Origin of the sequence: Streptomyces sp. CB02009, assembly GCF_001905825.1 — a bacterium.
Classification (GTDB): domain Bacteria; phylum Actinomycetota; class Actinomycetes; order Streptomycetales; family Streptomycetaceae; genus Streptomyces.
In genome coordinates, this window is record NZ_LIVV01000005.1 from 520,068 (window position 1) to 537,130 (window position 17,063).

At 72.3% G+C, this 17,063-nt stretch carries 15 protein-coding genes; 6 read left to right on the forward strand and 9 right to left on the reverse strand.

Going from position 1 to position 17,063, the window contains the following annotated elements; all coding sequences use genetic code 11:
• From AMK27_RS21975 to AMK27_RS21985, 3 genes are all read right to left on the reverse strand, one after another.
• Entirely contained in the window at positions 1 to 2,535 is a 2,535-nt protein-coding gene (locus AMK27_RS21975; RefSeq protein ID WP_079188546.1) for a bifunctional serine/threonine-protein kinase/ABC transporter substrate-binding protein, read from the reverse strand.
• Positions 2,532 to 3,386, reverse strand: a complete 855-nt coding sequence (locus AMK27_RS21980; RefSeq protein WP_241847572.1) for a hypothetical protein — start codon at positions 3,384 to 3,386, stop codon at positions 2,532 to 2,534. The genes AMK27_RS21975 and AMK27_RS21980 overlap by 4 nt, the downstream gene beginning before the upstream one ends.
• 83 nt (positions 3,387 to 3,469) lie before the next feature.
• Positions 3,470 to 3,874, reverse strand: a complete 405-nt coding sequence (locus AMK27_RS21985; protein ID WP_073910952.1) for a winged helix-turn-helix transcriptional regulator — start codon at positions 3,872 to 3,874, stop codon at positions 3,470 to 3,472.
• Positions 3,875 to 3,983: 109 nt separating this feature from the next.
• Here AMK27_RS21985 and AMK27_RS21990 point away from each other — a divergent pair, with 109 nt between their 5' ends.
• Both AMK27_RS21990 and rarD read left to right on the forward strand, forming a co-directional pair.
• Positions 3,984 to 4,856 carry an NAD(P)H-binding protein gene (locus AMK27_RS21990; protein WP_073910955.1) on the forward strand — a complete coding sequence of 291 codons (873 nt, stop codon included), beginning with the start codon at positions 3,984 to 3,986 and terminating at the stop codon, positions 4,854 to 4,856.
• Between the two features lie 103 nt (positions 4,857 to 4,959).
• Positions 4,960 to 5,988, forward strand: coding sequence for an EamA family transporter RarD (rarD, locus tag AMK27_RS21995; protein WP_073910959.1), 1,029 nt, complete (start codon positions 4,960 to 4,962; stop codon positions 5,986 to 5,988).
• Positions 5,989 to 5,990: 2 nt separating this feature from the next.
• Here the strand turns inward: rarD and AMK27_RS22000 are convergent, their stop codons facing one another.
• Positions 5,991 to 6,308, reverse strand: a complete 318-nt coding sequence (locus tag AMK27_RS22000; RefSeq protein ID WP_073910963.1) for a DUF6401 family natural product biosynthesis protein — start codon at positions 6,306 to 6,308, stop codon at positions 5,991 to 5,993.
• 146 nt (positions 6,309 to 6,454) lie between these two features.
• Between AMK27_RS22000 and AMK27_RS22005 the strand changes: the two genes are divergently transcribed.
• Together AMK27_RS22005 and AMK27_RS22010 are read left to right on the forward strand one after the other, a co-directional pair.
• Complete coding sequence (locus AMK27_RS22005) at positions 6,455 to 6,892, forward strand: winged helix-turn-helix transcriptional regulator (protein ID WP_073910966.1); 438 nt, start codon at positions 6,455 to 6,457, stop codon at positions 6,890 to 6,892.
• Between the two features lie 112 nt (positions 6,893 to 7,004).
• On the forward strand, positions 7,005 to 7,670 hold the full coding sequence (locus AMK27_RS22010; RefSeq protein WP_073911890.1) for a DUF4291 domain-containing protein: 666 nt from the start codon (positions 7,005 to 7,007) through the stop codon (positions 7,668 to 7,670).
• Here AMK27_RS22010 and AMK27_RS22015 read toward each other — a convergent pair.
• The 3 genes from AMK27_RS22015 to AMK27_RS22025 form a co-directional block, all read right to left on the reverse strand.
• Positions 7,633 to 8,316 carry an NADPH-dependent F420 reductase gene (locus AMK27_RS22015; protein ID WP_073910969.1) on the reverse strand — a complete coding sequence of 228 codons (684 nt, stop codon included), beginning with the start codon at positions 8,314 to 8,316 and terminating at the stop codon, positions 7,633 to 7,635. The genes AMK27_RS22010 and AMK27_RS22015 overlap by 38 nt on opposite strands.
• Positions 8,317 to 8,408: 92 nt before the next feature.
• A complete protein-coding gene (locus tag AMK27_RS22020; protein WP_073910972.1) occupies positions 8,409 to 9,026 on the reverse strand; it encodes a GNAT family N-acetyltransferase in 618 nt (205 codons plus the stop codon).
• Positions 9,027 to 9,161: 135 nt separating this feature from the next.
• Complete coding sequence (locus AMK27_RS22025; protein WP_073910975.1) at positions 9,162 to 10,883, reverse strand: FG-GAP repeat domain-containing protein; 1,722 nt, start codon at positions 10,881 to 10,883, stop codon at positions 9,162 to 9,164.
• Between the two features lie 1,009 nt (positions 10,884 to 11,892).
• On the opposite strand from AMK27_RS22025, the gene AMK27_RS22030 reads away from it, so the two are divergent.
• Both AMK27_RS22030 and AMK27_RS22035 read left to right on the forward strand, forming a co-directional pair.
• Positions 11,893 to 12,678 carry a HEAT repeat domain-containing protein gene (locus tag AMK27_RS22030; protein ID WP_073910978.1) on the forward strand — a complete coding sequence of 262 codons (786 nt, stop codon included), beginning with the start codon at positions 11,893 to 11,895 and terminating at the stop codon, positions 12,676 to 12,678.
• A gap of 202 nt (positions 12,679 to 12,880) precedes the next feature.
• Positions 12,881 to 14,194 (forward strand): M28 family metallopeptidase, encoded by a 1,314-nt coding sequence (locus AMK27_RS22035; protein WP_073910981.1) that lies wholly within the window; start codon positions 12,881 to 12,883, stop codon positions 14,192 to 14,194.
• Positions 14,195 to 14,325: 131 nt separating this feature from the next.
• Here AMK27_RS22035 and AMK27_RS22040 read toward each other — a convergent pair whose 3' ends face one another.
• Complete coding sequence (locus tag AMK27_RS22040) at positions 14,326 to 15,540, reverse strand: LolA family protein (protein WP_073910984.1); 1,215 nt, start codon at positions 15,538 to 15,540, stop codon at positions 14,326 to 14,328.
• Between the two features lie 323 nt (positions 15,541 to 15,863).
• Entirely contained in the window at positions 15,864 to 16,874 is a 1,011-nt protein-coding gene (locus tag AMK27_RS22045; protein WP_073910987.1) for a polyprenyl synthetase family protein, read from the reverse strand.
• Between the last annotated feature and the right edge of the window lie 189 nt (positions 16,875 to 17,063).

Below are 17,063 nucleotides of genomic sequence, written 5' to 3' on the forward strand. Positions count from 1 at the left end.
TCAGTTCCCCCCGGCCTTGCGCGGGAGGCTGGGCGCGAACTCCAGTGGCTTGTACCGGCCGTTCTCCACGACGTACATGAAGGTGCCGACGCCGTTGAGGTTGCCGTCCTTGTCGAAGGAGTAACCACCCATGGCGCCCTGGTACTTGGCCTTGCGGAGCTGAGGCGCGAGGGCGGTGCGGTCGGGTCGCTTCCCGCCCTTGGCGGCCTTCTCCACGTACTGGACGAGCAGGTTGGTGACGTCGTAGGCCTCGCCCGTGTAGAAGGCGGGGACCGTGCCGTACGCCTTGCGGTGGGCCGCCACGAGCTCGGTGGCCTCCTTCCTGGTGGTGGGGTCGACGACGGGAGCGCCCACGACCCACCCCTCGGCCGCCTTCCCGGCACCGTCGAGGAACTCCTGCCCGAAGACGTGCTGGCCGGTGATGCGCATGCCCGTGAAGCCGAGGGCGTCGAGTTCCTTCGCGGCCCGGACCGCACTCGGGGCGAGCCCGGCGTGGAGATAAGCGTCCATGCCCGCGTCGACCATCTCACCGAGGACCTGCTCCAGGCGCTTGGCGCCGCTCGGGATCACCCGGGGCCGCGGCACGATCCCGGCTTGCTTGAAGCCGAAGTTGGCCCCGACGACGTACTGCCAGGAGTACGTGTCGTCGGTGCGCTCCTGGAGGAGGCCGGGCCGGACGCTCCGGGTCTTGGCCTGGACGTAGTAGGCGAGGCCCATGGCCCCGAAGGGGTGCATGGGGCAGGCCCGCACGATGCTCAGGCCCTGCGGCGTCGCGGGGTTGATCAGCAGGTTCAGTCCCGCGGAGACGGTCAGGACCGGGAGGCGGGCCTCGTCGTAGGCGGGCAGCGCCGTGAGCCCCGTGTAGTCGGAGGTGGGGCCGATGATCCCGAGGACGTCGCGGTCTCCGGTGAGGGCGCGGGCGGCGGCGAGCGCGCGGGTGCGGTCCCCGCCGTCGTCGGAGACCTTCACGTCGAGCGTGAACGGCTTGTCCTTACGGGCGTTGAACCGCTCGACGGCGAGCCGGACGCCCCGCTCCTGGGCGCGGCCGAGGTCCTTGGCGGGACCGCTCAGATCTGCCTGGACTCCGATGGTCCACTTGCGGGGCTCCGGCGGCGGCAGCGCCTTGGCCTTCCCGTCGTCGCCGAACGCCGCCCACGCGGCCGCGCCCGCGCCCGCGACGAGCACGGCGCCGCCGGCGACGAGCGTCAGGAAGCGGCGTCTGCTCGGTGCCTCCTGGGCGGCCGGCGTCGTGCCGGCGGTGGTGGCGTCGATGTCGGGGAGGGCCAGCATCCGGGCCGAGCGCTCGGCGATGGTCCGGACGACGGGGGCGGGCAGCCAGTCGGCGTCTGCGCCCCGGGTGTCCTCGACGAGCGCAACGGCGACCTGTTGAGCGGCGGGCCGGGCGGCCGGGTCCTTGGCGAGACAGGCCCGCAGCACGTCGAGCAGGCCGCCCGGTACACCGTTGAGGTCGGGCTCGTCGTGGACGGTCCGGTACATCAGGGCGTCCACGGCGCCGGTGCCGAACGGCGGGCGGCCGGTGGCCGCGTAGACGAGGAGGCAGCCGAGAGCGAAGACGTCGGCGGCCGGGCCGATCGCGTCGACGCGGGCCTCGGCCTGCTCGGGGGCGAGGAAGCCGGGGGTGCCGACGACCATGTCGGTGGCGGTGAGCGCGGTCTCCCCGGTGGCACGGGCGATGCCGAAGTCGATGAGGCGCGGGCCGTCGACGGCGAGCAGGATGTTGCCGGGCTTGACGTCGCGGTGGACGAGCCCGGCCGCGTGCACGGCGGCCAGGGCGCGGGCGACGGACCAGCCGAGGAGGCGGACGCTCCGCTCGGGCAGCGGCCCGTGCGCGGTGACGGCCTCGCCGAGGGAGGGTCCGGCGACGAAGGCGGTGGCCATCCACGGTTCGGGGGCGTCCGGATCGGCGCCGGTGACGGGCACGGCCCAGGGACTGGAGACCCGGCGGGCGGCCTCGACCTCCCGGCGGAACCGGGCCCGGAAGTCGGGCTGTTCGGCCTGGTCGGCGTGGGTGACCTTGACGGCCGCGAGCTCGCCGTTCTCGGTACGGCCCAGGTAGACGACGCCCATGCCGCCCGCGCCGAGCCGTCCGAGAAGGCGGTAGCCGGCGATCAGGGAGGGGTCGGAGGGCAGGAGCGCCTGCAGCGCGCCGGGCGCGGGGGCCGGGGGGCTCGGGGGTGCCGGGGGGCCGACGGGCGGGGGTATGTGAGCAGCGGCGGGCGGGGGCGGGGACACGGGAGCAGCGGGGGGCAGGGACGGCGGCGGAACGGCGCCGCCGGCCGACGGGGGCAGGGGCTGGGGCGGGGGAGCGTCGGCCGGCTTCGGCGGGAGCCAGGGGGCGGCGGCCGGGTCGGGCGGGCTGCCGGCCGGGCTCCCGGACGACGGTCCGCCGGAGGCCGCGTCCGGAGTCTCGACCGGAGTGCCGTCCGGAGTCCCGTCCGGCGCTCCGGCCCGGGCTCTCGCCTCGTCCCCGGGCTCGTTCTCGGGGTGGTCTCCCGCGGGGGCGGCAGGGCTCATGACTGGACCTCCAACTCGGCCAGGACGCGGTTGAGCATGGCGACCAGGGCCTGCGCCATGGACGTGTTGAGTGCCTTGTCGGTGTGGCCGGGCCCGCCCTTGACGGACGCCGCGACCGTCACCTGGCCGATGCGGGACTGCGACCAGCCGTAGTAGTGCTCGCCCTTGACCGAGTCGTTGATGTACTTGCCGAGCTCGTTGATGGAGTCCTGCGCGGTGATGTTCGAGCCGATGCCGGGGTTGCCGAGCGACAGCAGACCGGAGATCCGCTCACCCTGCCTCAGCGTCTGGTCGGGGCAGCGCAGTGCCTCCTCCAGGGTCTCGGACATCTCCCAGTCGGCGTCGTCGGCCGAACGGTGGACGGTGACGGTGGCGGTGACCCGGGCGAGCCCCTTGCCGCCCGCTGCGGGGATCTCGCTGTGGGAGGTGACGGTGTAGAGGACGGTGGGCGGGAGGTCCGTGCTTTCCCAGCGACAGTCGGCGGGAAGGACGGGCCAGGAGTCCTCGACGCTCAGGTACGGCTCGCGCTTGACGTAGTCCGGGCCCCAGGAGTCCGGGCCCGCGACGATGGCGAGCGCGAGGCGTTTGGCATCGGCCCGGGTCTCCGGCGCCTTAGCCGGGTCGGGCGTGAAGGCGAAGCCGGTCGGGGTCGGGGGCGCGGCAGAGGTCGGGGGTTTCGCATCGCTCGTGGTCTTGGCGCCACCCGGTTTGCCGCCGTCTCCTCCCCCGCCCGAACAGCCCGCGAGGAACAGCCCCCCCGCGAGCAGCGCGCAGCAGGCGCGGCCGGCTCTGCCGTACGACTTTCCGTACGGCTTTCCGTAGGTCGTTCCGTACACATGTCCGTCTGCCACGAGTCCCCCACCTCATGTCCACAGAATCCCCGAAGTGAGGCAGATCGTACGGCCCGGCGGGGCAACTCGCCCTGGCTACAACATCATTGAGACCAACCGGTAGCGCTCTCGCGACGAGCGTCGTCGTACCGCTCGCGCGCCCCCTCCACCGCGGCGACCTGTCGCTCCGACCAGCGGGCCAGTTCCCAGACCTGGCGGGCCGCGCCGGTGCCCAGTTCCGTGAGGCTGTAGTCGACGCGGGGCGGGATGACCGGCTTGGCGTCCCGGTGGACGAAGCCGTCGCGCTCCAGGGTCTGGAGGGTCTGGGCGAGCATCTTCTCGCTGACGCCGCCGATGTGCCGGCGCAGCTCGCTGAAGCGGTACGGGCGCTCCAGGAGGGCGGCCAGGACCAGGACGCCCCAGCGGCTGGTGACGTGCTCCAGGACGAGCCGCGAGGGGCAGATCGACTGGTTCACGTCGGGCTTCTCGGATCGCGCACTTACTCCCATGCCAGTACCTTACTTCAAAGTGGGTACTTTCGAATGGTTAGCGCCCGACGTACGGTGAGTGCATCGCACACCGCACAGCCCCTCGCACACCACGGGAAAAGGACGCACCATGAGCATCGTCGTCACCGGAGCCACCGGCCAGCTCGGCCGTCTCGTCATCGACTCCCTCCTCTCCAGCCCCACCGTCCCCGCCGCGTCCGTCGTCGCCGTCGTCCGCGACAAGGCGAAGGCCGCCGACCTCGCGGAGCGCGGTGTCGAGCTGCGGATCGCGGACTACAGCAAGCCGGAGACCCTGGCCGGAGCCTTCGCGGCCGGCGACCGGGTGCTCCTCGTCTCGGGCAGCGAGGTCGGGCAGCGCGTCGCCCAGCACGCCGCCGTGATCGACGCCGCCAAGGCCGCCGGCGTGGCCCAGCTCGCGTACACCGGCGTCCTCGGCGGCGACGAGGCCGACTTCGACCTGGCCGCCGAGCACAAGGCCACCGAGCGGCTGATCCTCGCGTCCGGGCTGCCCTACACCTTCCTCCGCAACGGCTGGTACACCGAGAACTACACCGCGAACCTCGCCCCCGTCCTCGCCCACGGCGCCGTCGTCGCCAACGCCGGCGAGGGCCGGGTCGCCTCCGCCACCCGCGCCGACTACGCCGCCGCCGCGGCCGCCGTCCTGACCGGCCCCGCCGAGGAGCACCTGAACGCGGCGTACGAGCTGAGCGGCGACACCGCCTGGTCCTTCGCCGAGTACGCGGCCGAGGTCGCCGCCCAGTCCGGCCGGGAGATCACGTACAGCAACGTGCCCGCCGAGGCGCACCTCGCGATCCTCACCGGCGCCGGCGTCCCGGCCCCCTTCGCCGAGATCCTGGTCGACGTCGACCGGGCCGTCGAGCACGGCGCGCTCGCCCGGCAGACCGGCGACCTGGCCCGCCTGATCGGCCGCCCGACCACCCCGATCGCCGTGACGATCAAGGAAGCCCTCGCCGGCTCCTGACCGCCGCCTCCACCGGTCATGACCGTATCGCGGTACGGGCATGACAACCTGCCCCGTCGGCGCTACCTTCGACAGGACAGCGCGGCACAGGGCAGGAGGTCCGGTGAAGACGGAGAACGAGGAACGAGCAGGATTGCTCTACGGGATCGGCGCCTACGGCATGTGGGGTCTGGTCCCGCTCTTCTGGCCCCTCCTCAAGCCCGCCGGATCGGTCGAGATCCTCGCCCACCGCATGGCGTGGTCCCTGGTCTTCGTCGGCGTCGCCCTGCTCGCGGTGCGCCGCTGGGGCTGGGTGCGCGAGCTCGTCCGCAGCCCGCGCAAGCTCGGCCTGATCACCGTCGCCGCCGCCGTCATCACGGTGAACTGGGGCCTCTACATCTGGTCCGTCAACACCGGCCACGTCGTCGAGGCCTCCCTCGGCTACTTCATCAACCCGCTCGTCACCATCGCCCTCGGCGTCCTCGTCCTCCAGGAACGGCTGCGCCCCGCGCAGTGGGCCGCGGTCGGCATCGGCTTCGCCGCCGTCCTCGTCCTGGCGATCGGATACGGGCAGCCGCCCTGGATCTCCCTGACCCTCGCCTTCTCCTTCGCCGTCTACGGCCTGGTGAAGAAGAAGGTCAACATCGGCGGCCTGGAGTCGCTCGCCGCCGAGACCGCCATCCAGTTCCTGCCGGCCCTCGCCTACCTCGTCTGGCTCGGGACCCAGGGCACCCTCGCCTTCGGCTCCCACGGCGCCGGCCACACGGCCCTGCTCGCCGCCACCGGCATCGTCACGGCGGTGCCGCTCGTCTGCTTCGGGGCGGCCGCGATCCGCGTACCGCTGTCGACGCTCGGCCTGCTCCAGTACCTGGCGCCGACCTTCCAGTTCCTGCTCGGCATCCTCTACTTCCACGAGGAGATGCCGCCGGAGCGCTGGGCGGGCTTCTCGCTCGTCTGGCTCGCCCTGACGATCCTCACCTGGGACGCCCTGCGGTCGGCCCGCCGGAGCCGGGCGGCGATGGAGGCGGCGAAGACGACGGCCGGGGCGGCGGTCGTGGCCGAGGGGGCGGCGGTCGTCGAGGCGGCGGTCGTGGCCACGGAGCCTTCCCGGGCAGCGGCGCCGGCGGCACCCCCCGCCCGGCAGGCGCCCTGACCTCAGGCGTCCAGCAGGTCGTACTCCCGGATCAGCCAGCAGACCGCCGTCAGGCGGAGGGTCGCGAAGTCGTGGCCGACGGGCTCGGTCCAGTCGGCCCCGGTCAGCCAGTCGGTGAACCCGAGGACGTAGTCGGCGAGCTCCTCCCGCCGGACGCTCCGGCCCCGCGGCCCCCGCTGGGCCGGGACCAGGGCGTCGCGCACGGCCGCGGCGTGCTGGTCGACGGCCGCCGCGAGCCCCGGCGCGGAGGTCGCCTCCGAGAGCCGGGGCATGTACGTGGCGGCGACGCCGATCAGCGGGCAGCCGGGCGAATCGTTCATCTCACCAGATTAGGGGCGCGCCGAGGCGCCGGGGCCGTGACCTTGGTCGCAGCAGCGGAGGCGGTTACCGACGCGAGGGTCGGTTACTGGCCAGAGGGGCAGTTCCCTCTTGTAACCGGCGTTCTCCTGCGGAATCATCCTGTGCCATGGAACTCACCGCGAAGGTGCCGAGTCACTGCACGGAAACGTACGGGGACGACGGCGACCCCGACCCCTTCCAGTGGGACACCCGTGAGGACTGCGAGGTGCGGCAGATCCTCGACCGGGTCGCCGACAAGTGGTCGCTCCTCGTCATCGCCCTCCTCGACCGCCGGGTGATGCGCTTCACCGAGCTCAAGCGCGAGATCGACGGCGTCAGCCAGCGCATGCTGACCGTCACCCTGCGCCAGCTGGAGCGCGACGGCCTGGTGAAGCGCACGGTCCACCCGGTCGTCCCGCCCCGCGTCGAGTACGAACTGACGCCCCTGGGCGGCACGTTGCACACCACGATCCGCTCCCTCGTCACCTGGACCGAGCAGCACCAGAACGAGATCGCGGCGGCCCGCGAGGAGTACGACGCACGGGAGGCGACGACGGCGGCCTGACGGGCCCGCCCGCGCACGACGCGCACTGGGCGCGCACTGGGCGCGGACTGGGCCCGGACACGACGCGGATAACCGGTGGCCCCCGCCCCCGACTTCACCCATCCTCATGGCCATGGAAGAGAAGAAGCCGGCCAGCGACGAGCCGAAGTACCGCATCCGCGCGCTCCACACCGACCGTACGGTCACCGTCTACCAGGCGTACCGGCCCGGGATCGGCCTGCCCGCCGCCCGCGAAGGACGGTTTCCGGCCGCCTGGAAGCGGGACCGGATGACCTGGATCAAGCCGTCGTTCCTGTGGATGATGTACCGCTCGGGCTGGGGCGAGAAGGAGGGCCAGGAGACCGTCCTCGCCGTGGAGATCACCCGCGAGGGCTTCGAGTGGGCCCTGCGCAACGCCTGCCTCTCCCACTACAAGCGCGGGTTCCACCCCGACCAGGCCACCTGGAAGCGGGAGTTGAGGCAGGCTCCCGCGCGCGTCCAGTGGGACCCGGAGCGCGATCCGCAGCTCCGGGAACTCCCGTACCGCTCCCTCCAGCTCGGCCTCTCGGGCGAGGCCTCCCGCCGGTACGCGGACGAGTGGACGGTCTCCGTCCGCGACGTGACCCCGCTCGCGCGCCGGATCCACGGACTCGTCCGCTCGGGCGACCTGGAGGCGGCCCGGGCGCTGCTCCCGCGCGAGGAGCCGTACCCGGAGCCCGCGGGGCTCCTCGACCACCTGCGCGGTCAGGGACCGCAGGTGCTCAGGCGGCAGGCGCCGGCGCCGGCGTCGACCCCGTAACGACCGAGAAGTTGAAGTCGCCGGTGCCGAGCATCCCGTAGAGCCGCAGCCACAGCTGGACGAGCTGCTCGGTCGCGCGGGCGCTCGTCAGGTCACCGAGGTCGAGGATCCGGTCGGGGGCCCAGCCGAAGGAGCCGAGCAGGCCCGCGACGACGGCCTTCGCGTCCTCGTCGTCGCCGCTGAGGAAGACGTTGTGGTGCCCCGGGACGCGGCCGGGCTCGACCATGACCGTGTTGGTCATGGTGTTCAGCGACTTCACGATCCGGGCCTCAGGGAAGGCCCGCTGGAGCTGCTCGGCGACGCTGACGCCGTCGGGCGTGACGACCTTGGGCGGGAAGCCCTCGGAGAAGTCGAGCCCGTTCGACACGTCGAGGAGGACCTTGCCGCGCAGCCCGTCCGCGCCCACGGACCGCAGCACGGCGAGGGAGACGAGACCGCCGGTCGCGTTGACCACGAGCTCGGCGGGCCCTGCCACATCCGCGAAGGTCCCGTGCCCGCCGTGCTCGCCGCCGTACTCCTCGGCCCACTTGACGGCCTCGGCGTTGTCGGCGGTACGGGAGCCGATGGCGACCTCGTGCCCGAGGGAGGCGAGCTTGGTGGCGAACCGACGGCCGACTTCGCCGGTGCCGAGTACGGCGATCTTCATGAGGTGCGCTCCTTCGGGGGAGACGGCGGCCGGGATGCCGACCCTACGCCGGACCCCCCGCGTCCGCCGCTCCATCCGCACACTCCGTGAGGTCAGCCGCCGGACGGGTCGCGGGGCGCGCGCCGCATGGCCCAGAGGGTGGGGCCGCCGCCGGGCAGGGAGGCCTCGCCGAGGACGACGAAGCCGAAGTGCTCGTAGACGGGGAGGTTGTCCGGCTTGGAGGACTCCAGGTAGACCGGCATGCCGGCGGCGTCGGCCTGGGCGAGACCGGAGCGCAGCAGCGCGGAGCCGTGGCCCTGACCGCGGGCGGCCGGGTCGGCGCCGATGACGGCGAGGTACCAGTGGGGCTCGGGGGGCGTGTGCTCGGCGGCCGCCTCCACGGCCCGGCGGAAGACATCGGCGCGGTCGCCGAGGATCTCCTGGAGCGCCTGGACGGTGACGGCGTCGGGGACGGCCTTGTCCTGACCTTCGGGCGCCACCCAGAAGGCGGCGGCCGATTCGGTGCGCTCGCACACGCCGTGCGGACCGTACTGCCGCGTGAAGAGGGTGGTGAAGTACCGCTCAAGCCCGGCCTCGCGCGAGGCGTCGTCGGGGAAGAACCAGCGCATCATCGGGTCGTCGCCGAAGGCGCGCGCCAGGACGCCGCCGACCATCGGGGCGTCGTCGATTATTACCGTTTTCGGGGTGTTCGACTGAGGCATACGGCTCATTCTGCACCCTTGATGATCTTGAAAGCCGAGGGGGGTACGCCCGCGGACGCACGTCCCCGGACGCACGAAGCGGCCCCCGCCACAGGGACGGGGACCGCTTCGCGTGCTGCTGCCGGGAGCGGCGCAGACGGGCGTCTAGAACAGCGTGTTGTACGTCTGCCAGCCGGCGCCGATCCTCGCGCGGGTGGCGTACGGCTGCGCCGCCCGGCCCGTGCCCTGGTAGTACCAGAGGACACCCGAGCCGTCGCGGGCCACGAGGTCCGCCTTGCCGTCGGAGTTCAGGTCGCCGGGCGCCACCATGGAGTTGTAGACGTGCCAGCCGGTGCCGATCTGCGTCCGCCCGCCGAACGGACGGGCCGACACGCCCGTGCCCTGGTAGAGCCACTGCCGGCCCGCCGTGTCACGGGCGACCAGGTCGGCCTTGCCGTCACCGGTCACGTCGGTGCCGCCGACGAGCGAGTTGTACCCGCCCCAGCCGCCGCCGATCCGCACGCGCGCACCGAACGGCGCCGCGGTGCTGCCCGTGCCCGGGTACAGCCACAGGACGCCCGCGGTGTCCCGCGCGAGGAGGTCCGCCTTCTTGTCGCCGGTCAGGTCCGAGGCACCGGCCAGGATGGTGAAGGAGTTCCAGCCGGCACCGACGCGCAGCCGGTCCTTGTAGATGCCGCCGTCCCCGGACATCCGGTAGAACCACAGCACGCCGCTCCTGTCCCGCGCGACCGCGCCGGGTCCGGTGCTCTGGACGGTCACCGGACCGAGCCGGGTGAGCGCCGAGTACTGGTTCCAGGTCGGGGTGCCGCCGACGAGTTCGGGCGAGCCGAACGGCCGCGAGGCCTTGCCCGTGCCCCGGTAGTCGTACAGGTCACCGCTCGCGGAACGGCCCACGAGCCGGTAGCGCTCGGTCACCGGGATCGGGCTGGAGACCGCGAAGTCCGAGACCTTCTCCGGGTTGCCCGTGCCGAAGGAGTACACCTCGTACGTCATGGTGTTCCGCAGCCGCCAGGCGGGCGCGGTGGCCCCGGCCTTCAGGCCGTAGGTGACGGTGTAGTCGCCAGGGGCCTTGATGTCGCAGCGGACGTCGCCGCCGTGGCCCAGCTCGCCGAGCGAGTGGTCGCACGCGGCGCCGGCGGCACCGCCCGCGGTGACACCGTCGACGCTGACCTTGAGCTCGCCGCCGTCCCAGTGACGGAAACCGGGCGCCGCGCCCAGGCTGATGACGATCCGGCCCTTGTCGGCGGCGTGAAGCTTCACCGTGTGCTTGACCGTGCCGCCGGCGGGCAGCGCGGGCGTGGACGGCGTCATGGTGTTCTTGGCGACCTGGGCCTTGGTCTTGGCGACGATCGCCGCGTGAGCCCGGCGCGTGCCGATGGCCTTGGAGCCCGCGGTCTGGGCCTCCTTGACGCCGGCGTCGAGGCTGGAGCCGCGGGGCACGTAGACGAGCCCGTAGTAGGCCTTGGTGCCGTTGGCGGCGGTGCTCGTGGCGGAGACCACGGGCCCCGGGTTGTTCCAGTCCTTCACGTCGCACAGGTAGACCCCGGCGGTCCCGGCCTTGGCCTTGCAGCCGTCCGCCCGGTCCACACGGAGCCCGGCGGGGAGACCGCCGCCGGACCAGGTGGCGTCGGTGAGCGGCTTCTTGCTCAGTGCGTAGACGTACGTGCCGTCCGGCCGGCCGTCGACCTGTCCGCTGGTGGACGACGGGGACAGCTCGCCCCAGCCCTCACCCGGCATCAGGACGATGTCGTCGACGCCGTCGAACGAGAATGTCGGGTCCCCGGCCGCGACGGCCGTCCCCGCCCCCATGATGCCGCCGGTGGCGAGAAGCACCGCCGCGACACCGGACCCCAGAAGCTTGCGCAAAATAACCCCCTGCAATGAATCAACCGGCGGACGGTAACACGCGCGGTGGAGGGGGAAGGTGCAGGTGGGGGGCCCGGCGGGTGCCTCGGGTGGGGTCCTCAGAGTGGGCCGGGTGTGTGAGTGACGGGTGGGACCGCCCTCTTTCCGAGAGTCGCTCCTTCCGGCGGTGCGTCAAGGGCGCTCCTTCGTCGCGTCGCTGCGCGATGGCCTTCGGCCACCCTTGACCCACCACCTCCAGGAGCGAAAACACTCTCGGAGGGCGGTCCAGGGGACCGGGTCCACGCCGGGCCTCGGGCAGTGGCCGCCGTCGGCGGGCGTGTGCCGGCCGGTGGGTGGGTGCGCGGCAGTTGAATGGGGCAGCCGGGCCCGGCTCAGCGGCGGAAGGTCGTTCGCGGTGGGGCTTCAGGCCCCGCTGGTCACCCCCGGTGGGGTGTGAGTGGAGGAAACTGCGGGCTACTCCGAGTAACACACCCCGAAAGATGCCTCATTGGGTGCGAATCGCCCTTATCGGGCGGTGAAATGCGAGAAACTCACGCCGTTCGCTCCTCACCACCCACCGGGAGTGACCAGCGGGGCCTGAGTCCCAGCCGAACGACGACGGTCGGCCGCTAAGCGCCGCCGGGCCGCCCCATTCAACAACCGCGCACCCCGAACCCACGGAACAACGCCCACCGACCCCGGCCACAAACCAAGCCCCCACCCACCGGCCGACGCCCGCCCACCACGACCGGCCCCTACCCGGCATCCGCGCGGCCCCGGCCCTCGGCCGCCCTCCGAGTGTGAAAAGGCGGCCTCCGCCGCCGGGTCAAGGGTGGGCGCAGCCCATCGCGCAGCGACGCGACCGCAGGGAGCGCCCTTGACGCGGCGGCGGAGGACGCCACACTCGGAAAGAGGGCGGCCGCACCCGAGGCTCCCCAACCCGGCCCACCCCCGGAACCCCAACAACCCGCCTCCCCCTCCCCCGAAACTCGCTCGAAGAGCACCCCCCGGGCCTCCTACGCTCCCGCCCATGGCGACCTTCGTCCACCTCACCCCCGCCGTCCACTCCGCCCGCGTCCGTCGTGCCGGTCTCAAGGCTGCCGGGCATGATCGGTGGCGCGGCGTGTTCCTCTTCCCCGTGCTCCCCTCGTACACCCTCACCCACCAGTGGCTGCGCGAGCTCGCCCGTCGCCCCGGGCCTCGTGGGCTCGTCGCCGTCCACGTGCGGCTGCCCGACGACGAGCCCGTGACCGTCGGCCGGTACAGCGACCACCGGCCCCCGCAGGTGTCGGCCGCCGAGGCCGTGCGGCGGGTCGCCGGCGCCGACGACTGCCGGGGCTGGGAGGTGTTCCTTCCGCGCTCCGTCGCCCCCTCCGAGGTCCGGCACATCCGGCCCGTGCGCCAGGTCAACGGGTGGCGCTACTTCCCCGGCGCCCACGGCAGGCCGCCCTGCCTCTGCTTCGGCTGCCGGGACCGCGGCGGTTACGGCGCCCGTCGGCTCCGTGAGCGGCGGCCCCATCCGCTCGACGGTCCGCCGCCCGCCCCCCGCGTCCTGCTCGCCCGGGTCGAGGCCGCCGAGGCGCGCGGCGACACGGCGGCGCTCCGTGAGGCGCTCCGCTGGTACGGGATGCGGCGGCGCGCCCCGCTGGCGCGGCTCTCCCGGCTCGCCCGGCACGACGACCCGGCCGTGCGGATCGCCCTCGTCGAGGCCGCCTCCTCCTGGTCGACGCCCGGAGTCGACGTGCTGCTCAGGGAGTTGGCGCACGATCCCGACCCGGGGGTGCGGGAGGCCGTCGCCGACGCGCTTGTCCGATGAGCGAACAGGTCTGACCGGTTTCCGCTCTTGACGCGGAGTCAAAATCTCACTGAACATTCAGCACGCACAACAGAACATCTGAACACCCAGACAACTGAACACAGCACACGCACTCGCACAGCTCCAGCGCCTCGTGGCACTCCAGCCCGAGGCGTCTCGCACGTTCCGTCCCATCCCCGTTCGGAATCCGGAGCCCCCACAGATGACCATCTCCGTGCCCAGACGTGTCACCCAAGCCACCGCGGTCGCCGCTCTCGCGGCGCTCGCCCTCTCCGGCCTCACCGGCACCACCGCCTCGGCCAACCCGGCCGCGGCCGCTGCCGCGCCCGACATCCCGCTGGCCAACGTCAAGCAGCACTTGACGGACCTCCAGTCGATCGCCACCGCCAACGGCGGCAACCGCGCCCACGGCCGTACCGGCTACAAGGCATCGATCGACTTCGTGAAGGCGAAGCTGGACGCCGCCGGATACACCACCACCGTGCAGCAGTTCACCTCCGGCGGATCCACCGGCTACAACCTGATAGCCGACTGGCCCGGCGGCGACCCGAACCAGGTCCTGATGGCCGGTTCGCACCTGGACTCCGTGACCTCGGGTCCCGGCATCAACGACAACGGCTCCGGCTCCGCGGCCGTCCTGGAGACCGCCCTCGCCGTCGCCCGCTCCGGCTACCAGCCCACCAAGCACCTGCGCTTCGGCTGGTGGGGCGCAGAGGAGCTCGGTCTCGTCGGCTCGAAGTACTACGTGTCCCAGTTGCCCACCGCCGAGCGCGCCAAGCTCTCCGGCTACCTCAACTTCGACATGATCGGCTCGCCGAACCCGGGCTACTTCGTCTACGACGACGACCCGACGATCGAGACGACCTTCAAGAACTACTTCGGCGGTCTCGGTGTCCCGACGGAGATCGAGACGGAGGGCGACGGCCGCTCCGACCACGCGTCCTTCAAGAACGTCGGCGTTCCCGTCGGCGGCCTCTTCACGGGTGCCAGCCGGGTCAAGTCCAGTGCCCAGGTGCAGAAGTGGGGCGGTACGGCCACGGCCTTCGACCGCTGCTACCACTCGTCCTGCGACACGACGTCGAACATCAACGACACCGCTCTCGACCGCAACAGCGACGCGATCGCGCACGCGATCTGGACGCTGTCCGCCGGTACGACCACGCCGCCCGGCACGGTCTTCGAGAACACGGCCGACGTGTCCATCCCGGACAACGGCGCCGCGGTGACCTCGACGGTCAACGTCACGGGCATCACGGGCAACGCGCCCTCCGCCCTCAAGGTGGACGTGAACATCGTCCACACCTACCGCGGCGACCTCGTCGTCGACCTCGTCGCCCCGGACGGCTCCGCCTACAGCCTGTCCAACCGGTCCGGCGGCAGCGCCGACAACATCGTCCAGACCTTCACCGTGAACGCCTCCTCCGAGGTAGCCAACGGCGCCTGGAAGCTCCGCGTCCAGGACAAGGCCTCGGCCGACACCGGCTACATCAACAGCTTCAAGCTGACGTTCCCCTAAGGCCGCAGGCTCAGGAGCAAGCGCAGGCGCAGGCGCAGGCGCACACGAACGCCCGGGCGGGTCGGTGAACATCGCCCCCGACCCGCCCGGGGTCCCAACTCTCTTCCCTGCGGAAGCAGAGCCGTACAGCTCTACTTGCCGGCGTTCGCCGCGGCCACCAGCGCGTCCTTCGTCACCGCGCCGACGTACACCTTGCCGTCGTCGGTGAGGAGCGCGTTCACGATCTTCGTCTTGAAGAGGGTGCCCGAGCCGAACGGTCCGGTGACCTTGTCGCCGAAGGAGTCCAGGAGCCCCTGGAACTCCTTCGGCGCCTCGTCCGTCGTGGGGACCGGCGCCCCGCTGTCGATCTTCGCGATGGTCGTCCAGCCCTCGCCGATGACGTTCACGCCGCCCTTGCCGGAGTCGAGGCCGGGGCCGAAGCCGCCGAACGCGTCCTCAAGGCCCTCCGGCAGCGGTCCGTCGAACGGGTCGCCCTTCTCGCCGGCCGCCTTCTCCGCCCCGCCCTCGGTCACCTTCGCGCCCTCCGGCGCCTTGAAGGTGAAGTCGGAGGCCGCCGGCCTCGAGAAGTCGATCTTCGTGAAGCCCGCGTCGACGACGGGCTTGCCGCCCTCGACCGAGGAGAGGGTGAACTTCAGCGGGGTGCCGTTCGTCGCGTCCACCGCGATCTTCACGGACTCGACCGTCGAACCGGACTGCTTCGGCTTGATCACCAGCTGGTACGCGTCCCGGCCGGCCACCTTCGCCGTGCCGTCGACGGTGATCGACGTGGTGTCGCCCGCCGCCTTCAGGACCTCGTCCGCGAGCTGCTTGGGCGTGCCCGGCAGCTCCTGGTCCTTCGGTCCCTCGTGGGCGCCGGGGGCGTCCGCGTCCGCCGGGGCCTTCTCGTGGAAGACCTCCTTGGACTTGCTGTCGTAGGCCCAGACGTCGTCGCCGTTGTGGATCAGGCTGTACTCGTCGGAGCCGTCGAGCAGGGTCAGCTTCTGGCGCTCGGGGCCGTCCGCCGCCACCCGCAGGGTGTGGCTGCCGGAGACGAGCTGGGTCAGCCGCTCCGAGGGGTCGGCCGACGAGCCGCCGCCGGCGCCGCCGCCCATGCCGCCGGCGAGGCCGCCGAGGCCGGACGTCAGGCCCTCCAGGGGCAGCCCCAGGTCAGTGGAGATCCGGAACGTGCCGGACAGGGTCTGGGTGTCGGAAGCGGCGATCTTCTCGATGAGCTGCTGAGCGGTGATCTCCGGCAGATCGGGGTCGCCGGACGCCGCCAGCGCCGGGACGAGGCCGATGGTCGCCGCGGCAACTCCTGCCACCGCGACCGGGACGATGTACCGGCTCGCCTTACGGGACTCTGCCATGGTCTCCCCTACCTCCGTGCCCTCACGGGCCCTCGTGGTCGATGTCTCCATCTCACCAAAAGGGAGGGGCGGAAACGTCAGCCCCGGGGATCAACCTCGCGTACTGCTTCGGGATGACCCGACCCTGAGACGGGCCGCCCGTGCGGCGGACGGCGGAGGACAGCGACGGACGGCGTCGACCCCGCCCGCGGGACGTCCTCGGGGCGTCCACGGGGCGTCCGCAGGGCGTCCGCGGGCAGCCGCCCCCGGGGGCGGTACGCCGCTTCCCGGAGGCCGTCGGCCCCGTCCGTGCGCAGTTCCCGTACGCCGCTTCCCGGAGGCCGTCAGCCCGCCCGGTGCACCACCGCGTCGCACATCTCCGCGAGGGCCGCCTTCGCGTATCCGTCCGGCAGCGGCGCGAGCATCGCGCGCGCCTCCTCGGCGTACCGCACGGTGTCGCGGCGGGCCTGCTCCAGGGCCGGGTGGGCGCGGAGCCTGCGCAGGACCTCGGCGTGCCGGGCGTCGTCGGTCAGGTCGCCGTCGACGAGCTCGACGAGCTCCAGGTCCTCGGGGCGCCCGTGCGCGGCGGCCGCGGCCCGCAGGTGCAGGACGGGCAGGGTCGGGATGCCCTCGCGGAGGTCGGTGCCGGGGGTCTTGCCGGACTCGTGGGAGTCGGAGGCGATGTCGAGGACGTCGTCGGCGAGCTGGAAGGCGACGCCGAGCCGTTCGCCGTACTGGGTGAGGATGTCGACGACGCTCTCGTCGGCGCCGGACATCATGGCGCCGAAGCGGCAGGAGACGGCCACGAGGGAGCCGGTCTTGCCACCGAGGACGTCGAGGTAGTGGTCGACCGGGTCGCGGTCCTCCTGCGGGCCGGCGGTCTCCAGGATCTGGCCGGTGACGAGGCGTTCGAACGCCTCGGACTGGATGCGTACGGCCTCGGGACCGAGGTCCGCGAGCGTGTGCGAGGCGCGGGCGAAGAGGAAGTCACCCGTGAGGACGGCGATCGAGTTGCCCCAGCGGGTGTTGGCGCTGTCGACACCGCGGCGGACGTCGGCCTCGTCCATGACGTCGTCGTGGTACAGGGTGGCCAGGTGGGTGAGTTCGACGACGACGGCGGAGGGGACGACGCCGGGCGCGTAGGGGTCGCCGAACTGGGCGGCGAGCATCACGAGCAGGGGGCGGAACCGCTTGCCGCCGGCCAGGACGAGGTGCTGGGCGGCCTCCGTGATGAAGGGGACATCGCTCTTGGTGGCGTCGAGGAGGCCCGCCTCCACTGCCGCCAAACCGGTCTGGACATCGGCCTCAAGAGCCTGGTCCCGCACGCTAAGACCGAACGGCCCGACGACGGTCACGAGGGGGTCTCCTGTCTGCTGACGCCTGCTGATGTTCCCACGAATCGTTCACACGGATTGCGGGCGATCACGCTGACGATCACATGGATTGTCGATGTGTCGCTCGATTCACTCAAGCCAGCGTATCCGGTCACCTTTCGATCACCGTGGGCGCCTTCCCGTCACCCCCGGTATGTTCGGGATCAGCTC

Excerpts from the sequence above, each read along its gene's own strand:
- AMK27_RS22020 (WP_073910972.1), bottom strand. The coding sequence starts at position 9,026 with ATGAGCCGTATGCCTCAGTCGAACACCCCGAAAACGGTAATAATCGAC.
- AMK27_RS22005 (WP_073910966.1), top strand. The coding sequence starts at position 6,455 with ATGGAACTCACCGCGAAGGTGCCGAGTCACTGCACGGAAACGTACGGG.
- AMK27_RS22035 (WP_073910981.1), top strand. The coding sequence starts at position 12,881 with ATGACCATCTCCGTGCCCAGACGTGTCACCCAAGCCACCGCGGTCGCC.
- AMK27_RS21985 (WP_073910952.1), bottom strand. The coding sequence starts at position 3,874 with ATGGGAGTAAGTGCGCGATCCGAGAAGCCCGACGTGAACCAGTCGATC.
- AMK27_RS22030 (WP_073910978.1), top strand. The coding sequence starts at position 11,893 with ATGGCGACCTTCGTCCACCTCACCCCCGCCGTCCACTCCGCCCGCGTC.
- AMK27_RS22010 (WP_073911890.1), top strand. The coding sequence starts at position 7,005 with ATGGAAGAGAAGAAGCCGGCCAGCGACGAGCCGAAGTACCGCATCCGC.
- AMK27_RS22015 (WP_073910969.1), bottom strand. The coding sequence starts at position 8,316 with ATGAAGATCGCCGTACTCGGCACCGGCGAAGTCGGCCGTCGGTTCGCC.
- AMK27_RS21990 (WP_073910955.1), top strand. The coding sequence starts at position 3,984 with ATGAGCATCGTCGTCACCGGAGCCACCGGCCAGCTCGGCCGTCTCGTC.
- AMK27_RS22040 (WP_073910984.1), bottom strand. The coding sequence starts at position 15,540 with ATGGCAGAGTCCCGTAAGGCGAGCCGGTACATCGTCCCGGTCGCGGTG.
- AMK27_RS21975 (WP_079188546.1), bottom strand. The coding sequence starts at position 2,535 with ATGAGCCCTGCCGCCCCCGCGGGAGACCACCCCGAGAACGAGCCCGGG.
- AMK27_RS22000 (WP_073910963.1), bottom strand. The coding sequence starts at position 6,308 with ATGAACGATTCGCCCGGCTGCCCGCTGATCGGCGTCGCCGCCACGTAC.